General features: G+C 64.0%; 19 protein-coding genes and 1 tRNA gene. 9 read left to right on the plus strand and 11 right to left on the minus strand.

Going from position 1 to position 20944, the window contains the following annotated elements; all coding sequences use genetic code 11:
* The first annotated feature begins 255 nt into the window (after window positions 1-255).
* From ACT54B_RS10605 to modC, 4 genes are all read left to right on the plus strand, one after another.
* The gene (locus ACT54B_RS10605) at window positions 256-2466 is read left to right on the plus strand and encodes a DUF1217 domain-containing protein (protein ID WP_476044755.1); all 2211 of its coding nucleotides are present in this window, start codon (window positions 256-258) and stop codon (window positions 2464-2466) included.
* Window positions 2467-2748: 282 nt separating this feature from the next.
* Window positions 2749-3540: a molybdate ABC transporter substrate-binding protein gene (gene modA / locus ACT54B_RS10610; RefSeq protein ID WP_476044756.1), complete on the plus strand. Its 792-nt coding sequence runs from the start codon at window positions 2749-2751 to the stop codon at window positions 3538-3540.
* A gap of 14 nt (window positions 3541-3554) precedes the next feature.
* Window positions 3555-4250: a molybdate ABC transporter permease subunit gene (gene modB, locus ACT54B_RS10615; RefSeq protein ID WP_476044757.1), complete on the plus strand. Its 696-nt coding sequence runs from the start codon at window positions 3555-3557 to the stop codon at window positions 4248-4250.
* A complete protein-coding gene (modC, locus tag ACT54B_RS10620; protein WP_476044759.1) occupies window positions 4243-5325 on the plus strand; it encodes a molybdenum ABC transporter ATP-binding protein in 1083 nt (360 codons plus the stop codon). The genes modB and modC overlap by 8 nt, the downstream gene beginning before the upstream one ends.
* A gap of 9 nt (window positions 5326-5334) precedes the next feature.
* Here modC and ACT54B_RS10625 read toward each other — a convergent pair whose 3' ends face one another.
* The 4 genes from ACT54B_RS10625 to ACT54B_RS10640 are packed head-to-tail and all read right to left on the minus strand — an operon-like array spanning window position 5335 to window position 8799.
* Window positions 5335-5715 carry a winged helix-turn-helix domain-containing protein gene (locus ACT54B_RS10625; protein WP_476044761.1) on the minus strand — a complete coding sequence of 127 codons (381 nt, stop codon included), beginning with the start codon at window positions 5713-5715 and terminating at the stop codon, window positions 5335-5337.
* 3 nt (window positions 5716-5718) lie between these two features.
* A complete protein-coding gene (locus ACT54B_RS10630) occupies window positions 5719-7149 on the minus strand; it encodes an FAD-binding oxidoreductase (RefSeq protein ID WP_476044762.1) in 1431 nt (476 codons plus the stop codon).
* A gap of 21 nt (window positions 7150-7170) precedes the next feature.
* Window positions 7171-8151: an L-threonylcarbamoyladenylate synthase gene (locus ACT54B_RS10635; protein WP_476044764.1), complete on the minus strand. Its 981-nt coding sequence runs from the start codon at window positions 8149-8151 to the stop codon at window positions 7171-7173.
* Between the two features lie 42 nt (window positions 8152-8193).
* Window positions 8194-8799, minus strand: coding sequence for a DUF6656 family protein (locus ACT54B_RS10640; RefSeq protein WP_476044766.1), 606 nt, complete (start codon window positions 8797-8799; stop codon window positions 8194-8196).
* A 253-nt stretch (window positions 8800-9052) separates the two neighbouring features.
* Here ACT54B_RS10640 and ACT54B_RS10645 point away from each other — a divergent pair, with 253 nt between their 5' ends.
* Window positions 9053-10837 carry an acyl-CoA dehydrogenase family protein gene (locus ACT54B_RS10645; protein WP_476044768.1) on the plus strand — a complete coding sequence of 595 codons (1785 nt, stop codon included), beginning with the start codon at window positions 9053-9055 and terminating at the stop codon, window positions 10835-10837.
* A gap of 10 nt (window positions 10838-10847) precedes the next feature.
* A complete protein-coding gene (locus tag ACT54B_RS10650; protein WP_476044770.1) occupies window positions 10848-11609 on the plus strand; it encodes a crotonase/enoyl-CoA hydratase family protein in 762 nt (253 codons plus the stop codon).
* Window positions 11610-11668: 59 nt separating this feature from the next.
* Here the strand turns inward: ACT54B_RS10650 and ACT54B_RS10655 are convergent, their stop codons facing one another.
* The gene (locus ACT54B_RS10655; RefSeq protein WP_476044772.1) at window positions 11669-11845 is read right to left on the minus strand and encodes a hypothetical protein; all 177 of its coding nucleotides are present in this window, start codon (window positions 11843-11845) and stop codon (window positions 11669-11671) included.
* 501 nt (window positions 11846-12346) lie between these two features.
* Between ACT54B_RS10655 and ACT54B_RS10660 the strand changes: the two genes are divergently transcribed.
* Window positions 12347-14428 (plus strand): methyl-accepting chemotaxis protein, encoded by a 2082-nt coding sequence (locus ACT54B_RS10660; protein WP_476044774.1) that lies wholly within the window; start codon window positions 12347-12349, stop codon window positions 14426-14428.
* A gap of 98 nt (window positions 14429-14526) precedes the next feature.
* On the opposite strand, the gene ACT54B_RS10665 is transcribed toward ACT54B_RS10660, so the two are convergent.
* A complete protein-coding gene (locus tag ACT54B_RS10665) occupies window positions 14527-15780 on the minus strand; it encodes a class I SAM-dependent RNA methyltransferase (protein WP_476044775.1) in 1254 nt (417 codons plus the stop codon).
* Window positions 15777-16523, minus strand: a complete 747-nt coding sequence (locus ACT54B_RS10670; RefSeq protein WP_476044832.1) for a TlyA family RNA methyltransferase — start codon at window positions 16521-16523, stop codon at window positions 15777-15779. Before ACT54B_RS10670 ends, ACT54B_RS10665 begins: the two co-directional genes overlap by 4 nt.
* A gap of 158 nt (window positions 16524-16681) precedes the next feature.
* On the opposite strand from ACT54B_RS10670, the gene ACT54B_RS10675 reads away from it, so the two are divergent.
* Window positions 16682-17716, plus strand: coding sequence for a DUF4424 domain-containing protein (locus ACT54B_RS10675; RefSeq protein ID WP_476044777.1), 1035 nt, complete (start codon window positions 16682-16684; stop codon window positions 17714-17716).
* 25 nt (window positions 17717-17741) lie between these two features.
* Here ACT54B_RS10675 and ACT54B_RS10680 read toward each other — a convergent pair whose 3' ends face one another.
* Both ACT54B_RS10680 and ACT54B_RS10685 read right to left on the minus strand, forming a co-directional pair.
* Window positions 17742-18668, minus strand: a complete 927-nt coding sequence (locus tag ACT54B_RS10680) for an MBL fold metallo-hydrolase (protein WP_476044778.1) — start codon at window positions 18666-18668, stop codon at window positions 17742-17744.
* Between the two features lies 1 nt (window position 18669).
* A complete protein-coding gene (locus tag ACT54B_RS10685; protein WP_476044779.1) occupies window positions 18670-18966 on the minus strand; it encodes a cupin domain-containing protein in 297 nt (98 codons plus the stop codon).
* 195 nt (window positions 18967-19161) lie between these two features.
* Between ACT54B_RS10685 and ACT54B_RS10690 the strand changes: the two genes are divergently transcribed.
* A tRNA-Gln gene (locus ACT54B_RS10690) sits at window positions 19162-19236 on the plus strand.
* Between the two features lie 251 nt (window positions 19237-19487).
* On the opposite strand, the gene hutC is transcribed toward ACT54B_RS10690, so the two are convergent.
* Together hutC and ACT54B_RS10700 are read right to left on the minus strand one after the other, a co-directional pair.
* On the minus strand, window positions 19488-20216 hold the full coding sequence (gene hutC, locus ACT54B_RS10695; RefSeq protein WP_476044780.1) for a histidine utilization repressor: 729 nt from the start codon (window positions 20214-20216) through the stop codon (window positions 19488-19490).
* 162 nt (window positions 20217-20378) lie between these two features.
* Window positions 20379-20944, minus strand: a 566-nt coding sequence (locus ACT54B_RS10700; RefSeq protein WP_476044781.1) for a HutD/Ves family protein, incomplete at its 5' end; no start/stop codon positions are given.

Genomic DNA, 20944 nt, shown 5'->3' on the forward strand with positions numbered 1-20944 from the left:
GATGGCGCCACCATAGCGGGAGGCCTTTCCCGGGCGCTTAAAATACGCGGTTAAAAAAACTTTGCAGTTTCTGATGGTTATCAAATGCAAACAGATGAGGGTTGACGATCGGTGAACCCGTTCCCCGGGCGCGCCTCTGCCGGTTCCTAACGACCTGTTAATCTGCTCTTGGTAAAATACGGCAAGCCTGGTGCAAGGCGGATCAGTCAATATGGCGTTATTTGGTCAGCAGTTTTTCCCGTAAAGGCAATTCTCATGAGTTTGACGCTCGTAAATCTCAATCTCATCAAGAAAGACATGAACAGAACGCTGACCCGTATTGCCAGCGATAAACAGGTTCAGCGCGAAACCGATTATTACAAGGCCAATATCGGCAAGGTCACCTCGGTCAAGGATTTCCTGGCCAATGATCGCCTGTATCAATTTGCAATGAAGTCCTACGGCATGGAGGACATGATCTATGCCAAGGGTTTCATGAAGAAGGTGCTGGAAAGCGATCTTTCCGACAGCAACAGCTTTGCCAACAAGCTGACCGACGACCGTTACCGCAAATTTGCGCTGGCCTTCAATTTCGGCAGCGCCGCCACCGCGGTGCAGACCCAGGCCCAGAAAGACGATGTTCTCGGTCTTTACGACCAGTCGATCGTCAATGAGAACGATCAGGTGGCCGCCGATACCCGCTACTATCAGGCCATGATCGGGTCGTTCCAGAATGTCGACCAGATGCTGACCAACGAGCGGGTGCGCGACTATATCCTGAAGAACTTCGGCTATAATCCCGACCGCTACTCCTATTCCCACATCAAGAATATCCTGACCAGCGATGTCAGCAATCCCGCGAGCTATGTGAACCAGCTTCCGACGGGCACCACCGCCGAACAGACGGAAAAGACCCGCGCGCTCAATCTCGCCAATGCGTTCAATTTCAATACGGATGGCACGGTGAAGCCTGCCGGCGTACAGACGGCCCAGCAGACGGCGTCGCTCGTCGAGAATTACGTGCTGACCGTGCCCTCCCACAAGACGCCTTCCGCAGCGGCGGTGAACCGGCTTTACTGGGATACCAAGATCCGGACAGCCACGCAGGTCTCGGACGTCACCGGCGACAATCGCATGTGGGACATGATCAAGATTGCGCTGGAACTCGACAGCACCTTCACCAAGGCCGCCTTCGAAAACATCGTCACCAGCGATCTCAACAACCCCAGCAGCTATGTGAACACCCAGGCCAGCGAGACCGTGCGGGCGAAATACACCAACATCGCCCGCATGTTCAATTTCGATACCAGCGGGCAGGCCACCGCCGGCAATGCGCAGACGAGCACGCAGGAAAACACGTTCTTGAACGGCTACAATTCCCATTACGACGACGCCGACGAGACGAACCAGAACGCCCGGAAGACCGCCTACAAGAACAATATCGACACGATCAAGAAGGTGGATGACCTGTTCAAGACGAACAATATCATTCTCCTCAATGTCACTCTGGCAGCCTTTGGCATCCAGCCGGGCGAATTCCTGAATAACGACCTCAAGAAGGCGCTGACCAGCGATCTTTCCGACCCGAAGAGCTTTGTGAATACCCTGAAGGATCCGCGCCTGATCAAGATGGCGCAGGATTTCAACTTCGACAGCAAGGGCGATATCACGACGCCGCGCATGGCGCAGAGCCAGGCCACCATCCAGGAAACCGCCAAGAACTACATCATCCAGAAGACGCGCTTCCTCAAGGCGCCGGAGCTGGATACGGCCAAGACCAAGGCCAATGCGGAATCCACCTATTATCAGGCCCAAGTGCCGAAACTGAAGACGGTGGACGACCTGCTGAAGAACCGCCGGTTGATCGATTTCACCCTGGTCGCCGCCGGCATCGACCCGAAATCGATCAGCGATGATACGGCCAAGAAGCTGTTCAAGTCCGATCTTGCCGATCCCAAGAGCTTTGCCAACAGCCAGAGCGACAAGCGGCTTCGGCAGATCGTGGCCTCGTTCAATTTCGATGCGAAGGGCAATTTGCTGCAGAAACAGCAGAGCGCGGTGCAGGACCGTGGCCACTCGCAGCAAATTCTGGACGGATATCTGCAGAACGAGCTGGAAACCCAGCAGGGTGAAGACAATCCGGGCGTCCGCCTCGCGCTCTATTTCGAGCGCAAGGCCCAGACGATCACCTCCGCCTATGACATCATCGGCGACAAGGCGCTTCTGGAAGTGTTCAAGACGACCTACAACATGCCCGATGGCTTCTCCAACATGAAGGTGGACCAGCAGAAGGTCATCGTCGAGAAGAAGCTGAACATGAACGATCTCAAGGATCCGGAGAAGGTCAAGAAGCTCGTCCAGCGCTTTGCCGTCATGTATGACACCGCCTCCGATGCGGCTTCATCCCCGGCCTCGATCCTCTCCAGCAGCGGCAATATCAGCGCCGATACGCTCTATACGCTGAGCCAGCTTCGCGGCGCCCGTTAAGGCTCCTCCGTATCCGGCCCGGCTTCCCGTGATGCGGAAGCCGCGGCTTTATTGGGGAACGGCGGCGATCACTCTTGCCGGCGTGCTACCCTTTCCGGTTCCGCGCCAGACCCTCCCGCCCCGCCCTTGAACAGGGAGTTGCGGACCGATCCGTTCGGCCACACCTCACAGAGCATGCGCCTCCGGTAAGACGGGGAATGGCCCGTACCGGCTTATCGCCCCCTTGTGCTTTGCCTCATATCGATATATCCGGTGAGATATATCGATATGAGGAGGAACCGCATGCGCCTTTCCCGTTTCACCCGCCGCGCCCTGCTGGCGCTTGGCGTCCTGGCCGCCACCGCAGGCCTGGCCCCCCAGGCCATGGCGGCCGACAAGCCGGTGACGGTCTTTGCCGCCGCCAGCCTGAAGGAGGTGCTGACGGATATTGCCGCAAGCTGGAAGGCGGAGACGGGCAAGGAGGCGAGGCTCTCCTTTGCGGCATCTTCCGCGCTCGCCAAGCAGGTGGAAGCCGGCGCGCCGGCGGATCTGTTCCTGTCCGCCGACCTCAAGTGGATGACCTACCTCTCCGACAAGGAGCTCGTTCGGAAGGACAGCGTGAAGCCGCTGCTCGGCAACCGGCTCGTCCTCGTCGGCGCTCCCGGCGCTGCCGATGTCGCCATCGGCGAAGGCTTCGATCTCCTGGGCGCACTCGGCGAGGGGCGTCTGGCGGTCGGCCTGACGGCCAGCGTCCCGGCAGGCCTTTATGCCCGACAGGCGCTCGAAAGGCTGAAACTCTGGGACGGCGTGAAAGACCGGCTGGCGGAGGCGGAAAATGTCCGCGCCGCGCTCACCCTCGTGTCCCGGGGCGAAGCGCCGCTCGGCATTGTCTATGAAACCGATGCCCGGGCCGACAAGGCTGTGAAGCAGATCGGCATTTTCCCCGAAGACAGCCATGATCCGATTGTCTATCCTGCCGCCCTCACCAGCACGGCGGAGGGGGACGATCCGGCGGCTTTCCTTGCCTATCTCGGCACGGACAAGGCGCGGGCCGTCTTTGAAAAGGCGGGCTTCACGGTTCTCTCCGGTCAGTAACGAAAACGGGCGGCATGGATTTCTCGAGCGATGACTGGGTGGCGATCACCCTCAGCCTCCAGGTGGCAGCCGTGGCCGTCGCCTTTTCCCTGCCACCGGGGATCCTGATCGCCTGGCTGCTGTCGCGCCGGGAATTTCCGGGCAAGACGCTGCTGAACGGCATCGTGCATCTTCCCCTCATCCTGCCGCCCGTGGTGACCGGCTATCTGTTGCTGATCACGTTCGGCCGCAAGGGCGCGCTGGGGCCGCTGCTCGAAAGCGCCGGGCTCGTCTTTTCCTTCCACTGGACGGGAGCGGCGCTGGCCGCCGGCGTCATGGGATTTCCGCTGATGGTGCGGGCGATCCGCCTCTCCATCGATGCGGTGGACCGCAAGCTGGAAGCCGCCGCCGAAAGCCTCGGTGCATCGCCTGTCCACGTGTTCTTCAGCATCACCCTGCCGCTCTCGCTGCCGGGCATCGTCGCGGGCGCCATCCTCGCCTTCGCCAAGGCCCTGGGCGAATTCGGCGCCACCATTACCTTTGTTTCCAACATTCCCGGTGAAACCCAGACCATCGCCGCCCTGATCTACAGCTATACGCAAGTGCCGGAAGGCGATGCGGCGGCCCTGCGGCTGACGCTCGTCTCGATCGCGCTCTCACTCGGCGCGCTCGCCGCATCCGAATGGCTGGCGCGCCGGGTCGCGGGGCGGGCGGGGGTCGCCCATGCTTGAGGTCCGCATCCGCCACCGGCAGGGAGATTTCACGCTGGAGGCGGATTTTACCGCCGGACAGGGACTGACCGCGCTCTTCGGCCCCTCGGGTTCCGGCAAGACCAGCCTCATCCAGATCGTCGCCGGCCTGTTGCGGCCCGATGAAGGGCTGGTGCGCTTCGGCGATACGGTCTGGACCGATACGGCGGCGGGAATTCACTGCCCGGCCCACCGGCGGCGGATCGGCTATGTCTTTCAGGAAGGGCGGCTTTTCCCGCATATGACGGTGCGCGAAAACCTCGATTATGCCACCCGTTTCATCGGCGAGGCGAAGGCGGGGCTCGCCGAAAACCGCGCGCGGATTGCGCGTCTTCTCTCCATCGAGCCGCTGTTTGACCGGCGTCCGGCGACCCTGTCCGGCGGCGAGAAGCAGCGGGTGGCGCTCGGCCGGGCGCTGATGGCGCGGCCGCGCCTGCTGCTGATGGACGAGCCGCTGTCGGCGCTCGACCAGGCGATCAAGGCGGATATCCTGCCCGATCTTGAGCGGATCCGCGATGTGGAGGGCATCCCGATCCTCTATGTGTCGCATTCCGTGCAGGAAATCGCCCGCCTCGCCACCCGTGTCATCTCGCTGGAAAAGGGCCGCATTGCCGGCCGCGGACCGGCGGGCGGACGACCGGGCGAGGTGATGGAGGAAGGGGAAGCGCAGGGCAGCTTCCTGACCGCGACCGTCAGCGGCCAGCTCCTCGCAGACGGGCTGACGACGGCCGAGTCCGCTGCGGGAACGCTCTATCTCCGGCATGTGGATGTGGCGGAAGGAACCGTGCTCCGACTGCATCTGCCCGCCGCCGACATTATCCTGGCGACCGGGCCGGTGGAGGGAATTTCGACGCTCAACCGTCTCTCCGGCGTGGTGGCCTCCCTTGCCGAACACGGGGATGCGGTGGAGGTGACGGTCGATTGCAACGGGGCGCCGGTGCTTGCCCGCATCACGCGCCGCTCGGCCCGCGCGCTGGCGCTCGTCCCCGGCAAGCCGGTCTCGGTGCTGTTCAAGGCGCTGGCCATTGCGCCGGAAGGTCTCTACCGCAGCGGCTGACGTCGGCGGTCAGGCCGGACCGGGTTTCGCCAGGGGCTGGAAATCCGGGTTGAAATCCGCCGCAAGCGCCGAAAGATCCCTCTCGAGGGCCGCCCTCGCTTCGGCCTCCATCCGCCGGCAGCGTTCCAGCAGGCCGGTGCCGAAGGGCGTCAGGCCCGCGCCGCCGCCCGCCTTGCCGCCATGGCGGGTATGGACGGAAGGCTCGCGGAACATCCGGTTGATCTCGTCGGCAAGCAGCCATGCGCGGCGATAGCTCATGCCCATGGCCGCCCCGGCCGCGCGGATCGATCCGTGCTGCTCGATCCCCGCCAGCAGCGCCACCTTGCCGGGACCCAACCGGACCCCGGCGGCAAAATCGATGCGCAGCGTCAGCTTCGGCCTGTCCGGCATGGCTTATCCTTTCCGCTCGGCCAGCACCTTGCCGGGGTTCATGATGCCCTTCGGATCGAAGGCCTGCTTGATCCGGCGCATCAGATCCATCTCGATGGGCGCGCGGATGGCCGCAAGCTCGTCCCGCTTCAGCTGGCCGATGCCATGCTCGGCGGAAATCGATCCGCCATGGGCGAGAACGATCCCGTGGACAATGTGGTTCATCTCGTGCCAGCGCGCGAGAAAGGCCGCCGTATCCGCGCCCACCGGCTGGGAAATATTGTAATGGATGTTGCCGTCGCCCATGTGGCCGAAGGCGCAGAGCCTGGCGCCCGGCATCGCCGCCAGCACCGCCTTTTCCGCTTCCGCCATGAAGGCCGGAATGCGCGCCACCGGCACGGACACGTCATGCTTGATCGAGCCGCCCTCGGGCTTCTGGGCGGGCGACATGCTTTCCCGCATGTGCCACAGCGCCTTGCGCTGCTCGCCGCTGGCGGCAATCACCGCATTTTCCACGAGACCCGCCTCGTAGCCCTGTTCCAGCACCGCATGCACCATCCGGCTTGCCGTCTCGGCACTGTCGGTGGTGGAAATGTCCATCAGCACATACCAGGGATGCGGCGAGGGCAGGGGATCACGCACACCGGGAATGTGGCGGGTGGTGAAATCCACGCCAAGGCGCGGCATCAGCTCGAAGCCGGTCAGCGCGCCCGCGCAGATCCCCGTTGCGAGCTGGAAGAGCTTCAGCGCCGCATCCACGCTCGGCAGGCCCGCAAAGGCCACCTCATGGCCCGGCGGACGGGGAAAGAGCTTCAGCACCGCGCCGGTAATGACCCCGAGCGTGCCTTCCGCGCCGATGAAGAGATCGCGCAGGTCGTAGCCCGTATTGTCCTTTTTCAGGCTGCGCAGCCCGTCCCAGATCTCCCCCGTTGGCAGCACCACTTCCAGCCCGAGGCAGAGCTGGCGCATATTGCCATAGGCGAGCACCGCCGTGCCGCCCGCATTGGTGGAGAGATTGCCGCCGATGCGGCAGCTGCCTTCCGAGCCGAGCGACAGCGGAAACAGTCGGTCCGCCTCTTCCGCTGCCCGCTGCACCTCGGCCAGAACGGCCCCGCCATCCACCGTGATCGTGTTGCCGACCGGATCGACGCTGCGGATGCGGGTGAGGCGTTCGAGGGAAAGCACCACATCGTCGCGGTCGGCCCGGGGCGTCTGGCCGCCGACGAGACCCGTATTGCCCGATTGCGGCACGATCGCCGTGCCGGTTTCGCTCGCGAGCCTGAGGATGGCGGAAACCTCCTCCACCGTGCCGGGCCGCAGCACCAGCGGCGAATGTCCGTGGTAGAGCCCGCGATTTTCCGTGAGATAGGGCGCGATCACCTCAACCCCGGTCAGTGCCTGTCCCGTCCCGACGAGACCGGAAAACTGGGCAATCAGGTCGGGGGAAAGCGGCATGGCAATATCCTTGAAACGGGGTCAGGGCCGGGGAGCGGCGGCGCGTTGCAGCCGGTCGTTGATCGCCTCGCCGAGCCCTTCGTCGGGGATCGGCGCCACCGCGATCACCCGGGCGCCGGATCGGTCGGCCGCCTTCATGGCGGCAAAGAGCCGGGCGGCGGCCTCGGCGAGATCGCCGCGGGGGCTGAGATTGAGAAAGAAGGGGGCGCTATCGGCACCCGGCACGGGCGTCGGGCCGAAGGCCAGATAGGCTTCGCCGGCACGCGGCGCGTCCGCCTGCAGCCGCATGGCGGCACCCGGCGCATAGTGGGAGGCCAGCATGCCCGGCGCCTCGATGGCCGCACCGGCCGCCTCGGCCCGCAGGAGCGGCCGCCGGGCGACGCGCTCGATCTCGTCCGCCGCGATCCCGCCGGGACGCAGCAACCGGATCGTCCCGTCACGCTCGACCTTGACGATGGTGGATTCCACGCCGACGCCTGCCGCACCGCCGTCGAGCACCAGACCGATCTTGCCGCCCAGATCCTCCATCACGTGGTCCGCCGTCGTCGGGCTGATCGCACCGGACGTATTGGCGCTGGGGGCGGCGAGCGGCCTGCCGAAATCGCGGATGATCTCGCCGGCAAAGCCCATCGGCACCCGCACGCCCACCGTATCGAGGCCCGAAGTGGCGAGATCGTGTATGCCGCTGTCTTCGCGCAAGGGGAGGATCAGCGTCAGCGGTCCCGGCCAGAAGGCATGGGCCAGTTCCTCCGAAATCGGATCGAACCGGGCATGGATGCGCGCCATGCCGAGATCCGCCATATGGGCGATCAGCGGATTGAAGCGGGGGCGGCCCTTGACCTCGTAGATGCGGGTAATCGCCTGCGGATCGGTCGCGTCGGCGGCAAGCCCGTAGACGGTTTCGGTGGGCATGGCGATGGGTTGGCCGGCCCGCAGCTCCGCGAGCGCCGCCTCGAGCGCCTCCTGCGGCGCCTGCCGAATGGATATCAGCCGGGCTGTCATGGCCTGTCTCTAGCCCAGCGCCGGGGCAAGGGCAAAGGATTTTCAGAGATCGCGGATCTTCTGGCGCAGCTTCGGATCGTTGGTGCCGAGCATCAGCACGTTTTTCAGCGCAATCATCGGATCATGGGTGCGGAAAAGAACACCGTTGGGCTTCAGGCTCCGGTCCGCCACCATCTTGGTCGCGTTGTCCTGATCATTGTTGAGGGCGACCGCGAAATACATGCGCGAAACCTGCCGATCCAGCCGCCCGACGAACTTCAGCTCCTCGCCGATCTCGGAGAAGAAGTTGGCGATGTAGAAAGACCAGCGGATCGGATCGTGATTGTGGATTTCGGTCTTCGAGGCCGTCACGTGGCAATAACCGAGATGCGGGCGGTTATCGAGCGTGCGCTGGAAGAGGAATTTCGGAAAGCGGATGGCCGCATGCACATTGTTGATCCGCTGATGGGTGGCCTCGCCAGCCCGTTCCAGGAATTTCGCCGTGCGCTCGGACACTTCCTCATGGGTCATGTAGCGCTTTTCGAGAAAGTCCCAGCGCTCCTTGCCCCGGACGATGCGACCGGTCCGCAGGAACTCGGTGTGAATGGCCTTCGGCGCATTCATCGCTTCGCGCAAACCCTCGGCGGCAAAATAGCGGAGCTTCGACATACTTCTTGCATTCCATCCAGTTGAACATCCGGGCAGCGTGCCGGACGTTATTATAATTATTGTTCATTCATTTCGCGAGGCTTGCGCGAAGGCGGTGGAAATGTTGACGTTTACGTAAAAATAAAATAGCCAGAAGGAAGAGTTTTTAGCCGCAAGTCTAAAGCGCGGGCGGAACGGAGAACCTCGGCAAAGCCGCGAACTGCGCTATGGTGAGTCTCGCAGTCAGCCGAGAATCAGGGAGAGAGGAAAAGCGATGTACAAGGCGCCGGTGGAAGAGATTCTGTTCACGCTGAAGCATGTGGCGGGGCTTGGTTCTGCGCTGGAAGAGGGCGCTTTCGGCGACCTTTCAGAGGATCTGGTGGACGCGATCCTCGGCGAGGCCGGCCGCTATGCAACCGAGGTGGTTGCCCCTCTCGGCCCCATCGGTGACAGCCAGGGCGCCCGCCACGAGGGCGACGGCGTGGTGAAGCTGCCGGATGGCTGGGCCGATCTCTACCGCCAGTGGATCGAGGGCGGCTGGACGGGCCTGACGGCACCGGAAGCCTATGGCGGGCAGGCACTGCCCCACATGCTGAACGTCGCCGCGCTGGAAATGTGGAATTCCTGCTCGATGGCCTTCGCGCTGGCACCGACGCTGAACATGGGTGCGGTCGATGCCCTGACCAAGCACGGGTCGGACGCGCTCAAGGAGAAATTCCTGCATCGCATGGTCTCCGGCGAATGGTCGGGCACCATGAACCTCACCGAGCCCCATGCGGGTTCCGATCTCGGCGTGCTGAAGGCCCGGGCCGAGCGCGCGGCGGACGGGACCTACCGCATCTTCGGCCAGAAGATCTTCATCACCTGGGGCGAACACGACGCGACGGAAAACATCATCCATCTCGTGCTCGCCCGCCTGCCGGATGCGCCAGCCGGCACGCGCGGCATCTCGCTGTTCCTCGTGCCGAAGTTCCTCGTGAATGACGACGGTTCGCTGGGGGCCCGCAACGATCTCTTCTGCCATTCCATCGAGCACAAGCTCGGCATTCACGGTTCTCCCACCTGCACCATGATCTATGGCGACGGCCGGTTCGGAACGGAGAAGGGCGCCATCGGCTATCTGGTCGGGGAGGAAAACAAGGGCCTCGCCTGCATGTTCACCATGATGAACAATGCCCGCCTGGCCGTGGGCGTGCAGGGCGTGGCCATTGCCGAAGCGGCCACCCAGAAGGCGCTTCAGTATGCGCGCGAGCGCACCCAGGGCAAGGCGCCCGGGCACCAGGGCGAGGGCATGAGCCCCATCATCGCCCATCCCGATATCCAGCGCACGCTGATCACCATGAAGGCGCTGACGCAAGGCGCTCGCGCCATCTGCTTTACCTGCGCCCATGCGACGGACATGTCCCACCACACCGAGGGCGAGACGCAGCGTCACCATGCGGAACGCGCCGCCCTGATGACGCCGATCGCCAAGGCCTTCTCGACCGATATCGGCGTGGAGATCGCCTCCATGGGCATTCAGGTGCATGGCGGCATGGGCTTCATCGAGGAAACCGGAGCAGCCCGTTATCTCCGCGATTCCCGCATCGCGCCGATCTATGAGGGCACCAACGGCATTCAGGCCATCGACCTCGTCACCCGCAAGCTGCCGCTTTCGGGCGGCCAGCACGTGCGCGGCTTCCTGGACGAGTTGCGCGCCATCGCTGCCGATGTGGCCGAAAGCGGCGAGTCCGCCTTTGGCGCCACGGCGGCCCGGCTCGAAGCGGCTCTTGCCGATCTTGCCGAGGCAACGGCCTTCCTGCTTGCGGAAATGGCGGCCGGCCGCATGGCAGCCGCACTTGCCGGTGCCACGCCCTACCAGCGGCTTTTCGGCCTTGCGCTCACGGGCGTCTATCTCGCCAAGGGGGCCCTTGCGGACATAGGGGACGGAGAGCGGCCGAACCGTGTGCTTCTCGCCCGGTTCGCGGCGGAAAACCTGCTTCCCGAAACGGCCGCGCTGAAGGCCCAGGTCATGACCGGCGCCGACAGCCTTGCCGCCGCCACCCAGCTTCTCGCCTGAGGACGAAGACATGAGCGAAAACCATATCCTGATCGAACGCCCGGAAGACCGTGCCGGCGTGCTCCTCATCCGCCTCAACCGGCCGGACAAACGCAATGCGATCACCCGCGCCATGTATCAGGCGATGACGGATGCGATCACGGCGGCCAATGGGGATGCCGAAATCCGGGCGATTGCCTTCCTCGGCACGCCGGGCGCCTTTTCCGCCGGCAATGACATGGCGGATTTCATGGCCTTTGCCATGGGCGGCACGCTGGGTGCGGAGGTGATTGCCTTTCTCCACGCCCTGTCCTCCTGTGAAAAGCCGCTGGTCTCGGGCGTCGATGGCCTCGCCATCGGCATTGGCACCACCATCCACCTGCATTGCGACATGACCTTCGCCACGCCCCGCTCCCTGTTCAGGACGCCCTTCGTGGATCTGGCGCTGGTGCCGGAGGCAGCCTCCAGCCTGCTTGGCCCGCTGGTCATGGGCCACCAGCGCGCCTTTGCCATGTTTGCGGCGGGCGAGGGCTTCTCCGCCGCCGAGGCGAAGGATGCCGGCCTGATCTGGCATGTGGTGGATGAGGAGGAGCTGGAGGAGCGGACCCTGATCGCCGCAGCCAACCTCGCCGCCAAGCCCCCGCAGGCGCTGAAGATCGCGCGTGATCTGCTGCGCAAGGGCCGGCCCGACGTGGCGACCCGCATCGATGAGGAGGCGGCCCTCTTTGCCGCCCAGCTCAAGAGCCCGGAAGCCATGGCCGCTTTCCAGAAATTCATGGCGCGCAAAGGCTAGGCGATCTCTGCGACGTCTTCCTGTTGTCGGAAAGGGCCGGTTTCGGCCCTTTTTCGCATTTAGCGCTGTTCGAGTGCCTTCACCGCGATCTGCGCGCCTGCTGCGGCTTCCATCTGATTGCGGAAGGGTCCCTGCAACGGCTGGGTGACGCCGCGCCAGGTCATGGCGAACCACCAGCTGCCATCGGGCTTTTTCAGGATCTTGACGGTAGCGGTCGGCTTGTTCTGGTCGCTCATGGAATTTGGCAGTCCTGTCCTGGCAGTGTCCCGGGCGCCGGCCTATGCGGCGCATTCCCGCGAGCCATAGCGGTTTTTCCTTGTCTTTCAAAGCGCCGAGACCGGTTATGCCGCGATTTCCCTCCCGCCAACCGTCGGGCGGTTGTATAAAAAATTGACAAAAGTCATGAAAATGCAGAGAAACGATGGATGGGGATGCCCTGATTCCGGATATGATGGAAATTTAATTCAATCTGAGATTTAACGCGTCACTATTTCTTGAGTAACACGTAAACTATTGGCCTGTTCTAATGGAGGCCGGAATAGTGGGATTTGTCAGTCGGAATGACAAATTCATTTTATTCTATAATTAACTCTTCGGCGTAATAGTAACCCTATTATAGTTGCAGGTAATTCGCGGAAGAGTGGCATGACCGGCCACGGTACCACGAAACCGGGTTCGGTTTCGGGGGTGAGGGCGGAGTGATCCGACGCCTGCCGAAACGATCGAAAGAACCGGTCATGCTCTCACGAATGAACCTGATGATGCGCATCCTCGCGGTTGCGACCGTGACGGTGATCGCCTCCTTCAGCGGCTTTTCCCTTTACATCGAAAGCGTCCAGCGCCAGTCGTTGACGGAAACCATCGAAGGCCACATGAAGTCGGCGGGTAAATCCGGCTCCCAGTCCATCGCCAACTGGCTGACGGGCCGAATCCTGCTGACCGAAATGGTGGGCGAGGAGATGAAGAAGGCGCCGGATGCCAATGCCGAACTCAGCGTCCTCAAGAACGATTTCCTCGCCGGCCAGTTCCTCGCCACCTATTTTGGCGATGAGGCTGGCAAGATGACGATCTGGCCCGATTCCTCCCTGCCGCCGGATTACGATCCGCGCGTGCGGCCCTGGTACAAGGATGCGGTTGCGAGCGGCAAGACGGTGCTGACGGAACCCTATGTGGATGCCAGCTCCGGCGAGCTGATCATTTCGGCCGCCCAGCCGGTCAACCGCGGCGGCAAGCTGGCGGGCGTGGTGGGCAGCGACTTCTCGCTGAAGACCCTGGTCAGCATGGTGCAGGGCTATAGCCTGGAGGGGAATGGCTTCGCCTTTCTCGTCAACAAGCAGGGTCAGCTTCTGGTCTATCCCGACCAGAAACTGGTGACCAAGAGCCTGGCAGATGCCTTCCCGCAGGAACCCCCCGTGGTGGGCGGCGAATTTTCCTCCACCACCTATGCCGGCAAGGACATGATGGTGGGCTTCGTGCCGGTCGAAGGCCTTCCTTCGGTCGAATGGTATCTGGGCTTTGCGGTCGACAAGGCGGAAGTCTATGCGCCGCTCTACGAACTTCGCAATGCCGCCCTTACCGCGACCGTGATTGCCGTGCTTCTGATGATCGGCATGATGGCCCTTCTGCTGTCGCGCATGGTGGTCCGTCCGGTTCGGGATATGACCGCCGCCATGGGCGTTCTGGCCGGTGGCGATACGTCCGTCGAAATTCCCGCCCAGGACAGAACCGACGAGATCGGCCGCATGGCCGCCGCCGTGGTCGTCTTCCGCGACAATGCCAATGAGCGCATGCGGCTTCAGGCGGAAACGGAAAGCCAGCGCAGCATGACCGAGCAGGAGCGCCGCGCCCGCGAGGTGGAAAATGCCCGCAAGGCCGAAGAAACCGGCCGGGCCGTGCATCTGCTGGCCGAGGGGCTGGAGCATCTTGCCGAAGGCGACGTGACCTACCAGATCCGCGAATCCTTCCCGCCGGAACTCGACCGTCTGCGGGAGGACTTCAACAATTCGGTGGCCCGCCTGCATCAGGCCCTGATGACCGTCGGCCAGACGGCCGAAGCGATCAATTCCGGCTCGAGCGAAATCCGCACGTCGGCGGACGGACTTGCCCGCCGGACCGAGCAGCAGGCCGCAGCGGTGGAAGAAACCGCCGCCGCGCTGGAAGAAATCACGGCAACCGTGAAGGACAGCGCCCATCGCGCGGAAGAAATGGGCGCCCTGGTCGCCCGCACCCGCACCGGTGCCGAACGATCGGGCGAGGTCGTGGAGCGGGCCGTTTCGGCCATGCGGGGCATCGAGAAGAGTTCGGGCGAAATCTCGAACATCATCGGGGTGATCGACGAAATCGCCTTCCAGACCAACCTTCTGGCGCTGAATGCCGGCGTGGAAGCAGCGCGTGCGGGCGAAGCCGGCAAGGGCTTTGCCGTCGTGGCCCAGGAAGTGCGCGAACTGGCGCAGCGGTCCGCCAGCGCCGCCAAGGAAATCAAGGCGCTCATTCGCGCCTCCGGCGAGCAGGTGCAGGCCGGCGTGGCGCTGGTGGATGAAACCGGCACCGCCTTGCGCTCCATCGTCAGCGAGGTGCAGGAAATCAACAGTCACGTCGCTGCCATCGTCCAGGCGGCCCGCGAGCAGAGCAACGGCCTGCAGGAAGTCAACCTCGCCGTCAACCAGATGGATCAGGGCACCCAGCGCAACGCGGCCATGGTGGAAGAGCAGACGGCTGCCAGCCACAAGCTGGCGGAGGAAGCGGCAGACCTGCACCAGCTTCTCACCCAGTTCAAGCTCCAGGCCAACCGTCCGGCGGATGGTCGCTACGCTGCCTGAGACGGAAGACCGACAAAAAAAAGGGGCCGCGACAGCGGCCCCTTTTTCTATGCTTGGGCAAGGCCGCGGCAAGAAGCGCCTGCGGTCCTCGTTCTGTCTCAGGCCTTTACCAGCACCGCCACGGCTTCCACGTGGGGCGTCCACAGGAACTGGTCGATCGGCGTGACCGTCTCGATCCGGTAGCCCGCGCCGGTCAGCAGCGAGAGATCGCGTGCAAGCGTGAGCGGATTGCAGCTGACGGCAATAATGGTCTTCACGCCGCTCTTCAGCATTTCCTTCACCTGCGCTTCCGCGCCGGCTCGCGGCGGGTCGAAGACGATGGCATCATAGGCCTTGAGCTCGCTCGCCATCAGCGGCCGGCGGAACAGGTCGCGCCGCTCGACGGTAACGGGTTTCAGCCCTTGCGTCTTGCGCGCCGCCTGGTCGAGTGCGGCCATCGCCAGTGCATCGCCTTCCACCGCGTGCACCTTGGCTTTCGCGGCAAGCCGCAGCGCAAAGGTGCCCGAGCCCGCGAACAGATCCACCACCTTCTTGGCCTTGCCGACGGCGGTCATGACCAGATCGGCCATCAGGTCTTCCGCCGGACGGGTCGCCTGGGTAAAGCCGCCGGGCGGCGGCGAGACCGATGCGCTGCCGAATGACAGCACCGGCTTTTCCGGCTCGACCAGCACCTCGCCATTGATTGCAACGCGGGCAATGCCTCGCTCCGCCAGCACGGCCTCCACCGCCGCGCGTCGCTGGCGGTCATCGAGCTTCTTGGTTCCTTCGGCAGAGAGGTCGAGGCCGGACAGGGTCTCCGTCACGCTGAGCTTGAAGGCATCCGCATTGGGGGAAAGCCGGGCGCCGATGCGCCGGATCACGTCCAGCCGCCCCGCAATGGCCGGAACGGCCACAGGACATTCCGAAATATCGACGATATGATGGCTTTCCGCCTGGTTGAAGCCGAGCAGCAGGCCCTTTTCCACCCGCCGCGCCGCAAAGACCACCCGCCGGCGTTCGCCCGGATGGGCCGCATGCAACGGCGCGATATCCGGGCTCAGCCCCCTGGATCGGAATGCATCCACCACCAGCTGGCGCTTCCAGGCCCGATAGGCCTCGCTCTCCATGTGCTGGAGCGAGCATCCGCCGCAGGCGCCATTCACGCCATCCGGCCCGAAGTGCCGGCAGGGCGGCTCCTGCCGCGCGGGCGAAGGCTCGGCGAGGGACATGACCGTCCCGCGATTCTTGATCCGGGCGATCGCCACGCGGTCCCCCGGCAGGGTGAACGGCACATAGACAGGCATGCCCTCCACATGGGCGACGCCGTCGCCTTCCGCGCCCAGCCTTTCGATGGTGACCGTTTCCGTGCTCATGGCTTTGTTCCTGCAAGAAGATATTCGTGATTGCCATCGCCGCCGGCGATGGGAGAGGGCAGCAGACCGAGGCTCTTCCACCCCATGTCCCGGGTAAACCAGCTTTCCAGATCCGCCGCAATCGCGGGAGCGGTTTCCGGCTGTTTCAGAAGTCCGGCCTTGCTGATTGCCTCGCGGCCCGCCTCGAACTGGGGCTTCACCAGCAGAATGGCAAGCGCGCCCGGTTCCGCAAGCGCGAGGGCAGGGGGCAGGGCGAGCTTCAGCGAGATGAAGGAGACATCCGAGACGACAAGCGAAAAATGCTGCCCGCCAAGATCGTCCCGCGTCAATGCACGCGCATTCAGCCCTTCCACATTGGTCACGCGCGGATCGGCCTTCAGCCGCTCGTGCATCTGGCCATGCCCCACATCGATGGAGATGACATGGGCCGCGCCGCGCTCGAGCAGCACTTCCGTGAAGCCGCCGGTGGAAGCCCCGACATCTAGGCAGAGACGTCCCTGCGGCGAAAGCCCGAAACCGTCGAGCGCCGCAACCAGCTTCAGCGCCGCCCGCGACACATAGGTCTTCGCGGGATCGTCGATGACGATGTGCGCATCGTTGCGGATCGTGGCGGCCGGCTTGGTCACGATCCTGCCATCCACCGTCACCGTCCCGCGCTCGATCGCATCGCGGGCGCGGGAGCGGCTGGCGAAGAGATTGCGGGCAAGCAGGAGCTGGTCGAGACGCGGGTTCTGGGCGGTCATGCCCTTCTGATGACGGGCAATCGGCCGGCTTGCAAGCCTTTTGTCGATCCCGGTCGAGGCGAGTGGTCGAAAGTTCACCGGGGACCCGTTGACGAAAGCAGCGCAGCGGCCTTTAGTTCTTGTCGATCATTTTTACTATCGCCACAGGGATTCTCTTCATGTCCGCCTTGCGCAAGACCTTGTCTGCCCTTGCTCTTTCCTTCGGCGCCTGCACGGCGCTGGCCTTGCCGGCGCTGGCCAATGACAGCACCGCGGTGCTCGGGGCCGGGGGCCTCCAGCTTGCCACCACCAATGACGTCACCATGACGAGCGAGGATCTGTACATTTCGCCGGACGAGGTGCGGGTGGATTACGTCTTCACGAACAATTCCGACAAGGACGTCGAGAGCATCGTCGCCTTTCCCATGCCCGACGTGCAATCCTTCGTCGAAAGCGATGTCGGGGTTTCCGACCGCCAGAGCGACAACTTCATGGATTTCCATGTGGAGCAGGATGGCGTGGCCATCGAGCCCGAGCTGCAGCAGCGGGTCATCGCCGGCAATCTCGATGTGACCGACGAAGTCGAGGCACAGAAGGTGCCGAAGTTCGGGATGAGCGACAAGGCGCAGGAAGCCGTGAAGAAGCTGCCCGCGGAGGTACAGGAGGACTGGATCGCCCGCGGCCTGCTCTACAAGAATGTCTGGTACGAGGGCGACAAGGAGGTCAGCGAGATTTCCCCCCGCTGGCTGCTGCGCTCCACCTACTGGTGGCGGACGGTCTTCCCCGCCAAGGCATCGGTAAAGGTGCACCACACCTACAAGCCGAGCGTGGGCGGCACGGTGGCCATGGCCTTCATCGCCGACGGCAAGCCGGCCTACAGCTATGAGGAATACAAGACCAAATACTGCATCGACGACGCCTTCATGAAAACGGCGGCCAAGCTGGAGAAGCAGCAGAAGGAAGGCAAGGATGTCTATTTCTTCGAGAAGTGGCTGTCCTACATCCTGATGACCGGCAACAACTGGTCCGGTCCGATCGGCGACTTCCATCTGACGGTGGACAAGGGTGATCCGAGCGCCGTGGTGAGCTTCTGCGGCAAGGACGTGAAGAAAACCGGCCCCACCACCTTCGAGATGCGCCAGAAGGATTTCTACCCCGAACAGGACCTGAATATCCTGATCGTCTACAAGCAGATCGTCGAGCAGCCGCAATAAGCGGCGCCCGGCAGACCGGCCCCGCCTAGAGATCGGGGCCGGGCAGGTAGAGGCCCGCAAGCCGCGGCGGGCCTTCGGTGACGACGCGGCCCTTCTCCACCAGATCTTCCAGATGGGCGAGCACGGAAAGCGCCGCGGCGCCGTGCAGCCGCACATCCGTATCGCGATAGATCGCCCGCACCATGTCGGGAATATGCCGGTCACCGGCCCGGATGCGCTCCAGCACCGCCCGTTCCCGCATGCGACGGTGGGTGCGCAGCCCGCGCAGGAAAGCCGCCGGTTCGCGGACCGGTCCGCCATGGCCGGGAAGATAGAGACGGTCGTCCCGTTCCAGCAGCCGCTCCAGCGATGCCATGTAATCCGCCATGGCGCCATCCGGTGGCGCGACGATGGAGGTCGCCCAGGCCATCACGTGATCCGCCGAAAAGACGATGCCGGTTCCCTCGAGCGCGAAGGCCGCATGATTGGCGGTGTGCCCGGGGGTGAGGATGGCCGACAGCGCCCAGCCGTCACCCTCGATGCGCTCGCCCTCGCCAAGCATGATGTCGGGGCGGAAATCCATGTCCGAACTCTCGCCGAAGGGATTGATCTCCCCGTCATGCAGCGGTCTCGAAGGGCGGTGCGGCCCCTCGGCTGCCGTAAGCGCTCCCGTGACGGCTTTCAGCCGCCGGGCAAGCGGCGAGTGGTCCCGGTGGGTATGGGAGACGGCGATGTGGGTGACCTGACGTCCCTCGAGTGCCCGCATCAGCGCTTCGAAATGCGCCTCGTCTTCCGGCCCCGGATCGATGACGCAGACCGAACGCCCGCCGACGATATAGGTATTGGTTCCGTGAAAGGTGAAGGGCGAGGGGTTGTTGACCGTCAGGCGCTGCACGCCTTCCGCCACCGGCACGGCTTCGCCATAGGCCGGCGCAAAGGCCCGGTCGAAGGCGATCTCCTCATCGGAGGCCATCCTACTTGTACTCGATCTCGATGAAGCTCATGGGCGCGCTGCCGGCATTGACCACATTGTGCTCGATGCCCGCTTCCCGCCGATAGGCGGCACCCTTGGCGATCTCGATCCGCCGCTCGCCTGCCGCATCCTCGATCAGCATGGAAAGATCGGTCATGGGCACGACCACATAACCAAGCCCGTGCACATGATGGCCCGTATCCGCACCCGGTTCGAAATCCCAGCGGGTGATGCGCACCACCGCATCGTCGAGCAGGATGGTGGGAACGGCGGGAGGACGGGCGCGGAATTTCGACATGGGAGAGATCCGGATGGAAGAAAGGGTGGGCAGGCATCACGGGGATGCCCCTGCGCCTATCTCACCCGCATCGCCCCCTGTTGACAAGGGTGCAAACCTCTCAAATTTCCTACCGGTGCATCGCTGTTTGGCATTGCCCGACGGGGTAAGCTTTGCTAATCAGCGGCCTCGCTGCGAAACATGTTCGCGGCCTGCTGGGGCGTAGCCAAGCGGTAAGGCAGCGGTTTTTGGTACCGCCATCCCCTGGTTCGAATCCAGGCGCCCCAGCCATAAGCTCCGTCCGTTCATTGCCCGGCGCGATCATCCGACCATCCTCGAACTGCTTGATATCGAAGTGTCCCCGGGACGGTCGGGTCGATGGCAGACGCCCGCATGCCCGTGGCGGCGCGCCAAATCTCTTATCCGATCTCCTTCAGGACCAGTGGTTGCCGGTCATTGGGTGCGGCGGACAATCGGCACCCATGGAACGGGGAGGTGAGGGGCCGCGGGAAGCAGGCGGGTTCCTGGGGAAGGGGAAGGCGTCAGCTTCCGATCTGGGGGGAAAAGCTTGCGACCAGCTGATGGGCGGTTCCGGGATAGGTGAGGCAGGCGAAGGTCACCGGCCGGCCTTCGAATTCGGTCCGCCGTTCGATCTGCAGGCAGGGGGTATGGCCGGTGATTTCCAGCAGCCTGGCCACCGCCTGTGCCGGCGCCACCGCGCGGATGACGTGCTCGGCCCCGCTCCACGGAATCTGCCGCAGCAGCCAGCCACTGGCCTGTTCTACCGAAAAATCCGCTTCCAGCGCTTCCGGAACGGCATCCAGATTGATCAGCCGTCGCTCGTGACAGAAGGGCACCCCATCGGCGATATGGACATATTCCAGTTCGAGCAGGGGATTGCCGGCGCGAAGGCCGCGCATGAGGGGCAGGGTTTCGCCATCGGCCTGCCGGTTGGTCCGCCGGACCAACTGGAAGGCATAGGCCGCACCGGCCGAACGCACCTCCTCACCGATATCGGTGATCATCATCACGGCCGACTGGCCCCGCGGGCGGGTGACGAAGGTGCCCCCCTTGCGCCGCCGCTCCAGGTATCCCTCCCGGCTGAGCTGGGTCAGGACCTTGTTCACCGTCATGCGGGAGACCCCGTAGGACGATGCCATTTCGGTTTCGAAGGGGATGCGGTGTCCCGGCGGCCACGCGCCGCTCACAATGCTGTCGCGCACCTCGTTGAGGATGCGGTCATGCAAGGTTGCGGGCTTCTCCGTCGTCATGTCAGCTTTATACCCGCTTTGCCACACCGGTTCGTTCGAGCCATCTAGCATTGAAACCCCCTCCTGTCACCGGCGTCACCCGCTGCCGGAAGGCGGGCGGAGCGGCCCCCGGGGAGGCGAATCCCCTGTCATGCACGGCCACGAGGTCGTAGCCCGGGGCCGTCAGCCTCTCCGTGACGCACGGCCGGCCAGCGGCGTTGCCGTCAGCAGGATGAGGCGGGCCTCGTTCTCTGCCGTGATCGTCATGCCCGCATCCGCAAGCAGGAGGTCGTAGCGGGAGAGACCCAGGTGGTGGGGGGCCGAAAGACGGCAGGGAGCGAGCGCCAGCAGGGCCTGAACCTCTCCAGCTTCGCCGGGCAGGGACAGGCTTTCCCCGGCCGTGAGGGCAACCGGCGTCATGGAGGGCAGCCACGCCCCGCGACGGCCCATCAGGTTGAGGTCCAGTGCCCGGCCCGGACCGGCGAGATCGCACTCGACCGCCGCTTCGCCCGCAAAGGGCTGTGGCCGGTGAAGGGCCAGCGGCGTCTCCTCGCCATCGATCACCAGCGTCATCGGCGGGCCTTCGAGCTGGAGGATCACCCGATCGATGCCGGGAAAGCGGGAAAAGGGCTGGGCACCGGTGATTTCCGCCACCGATATCCGGATCAGCACGCCTTCGGCATCGTCCAGACGCCACAATTCGCGTGTGGATCCCGCGCCGTTTTTCCACGGCGCGGGCACGGCGGCCT

It is taken from the genome of Gellertiella sp. DMC107, assembly GCF_056313605.1.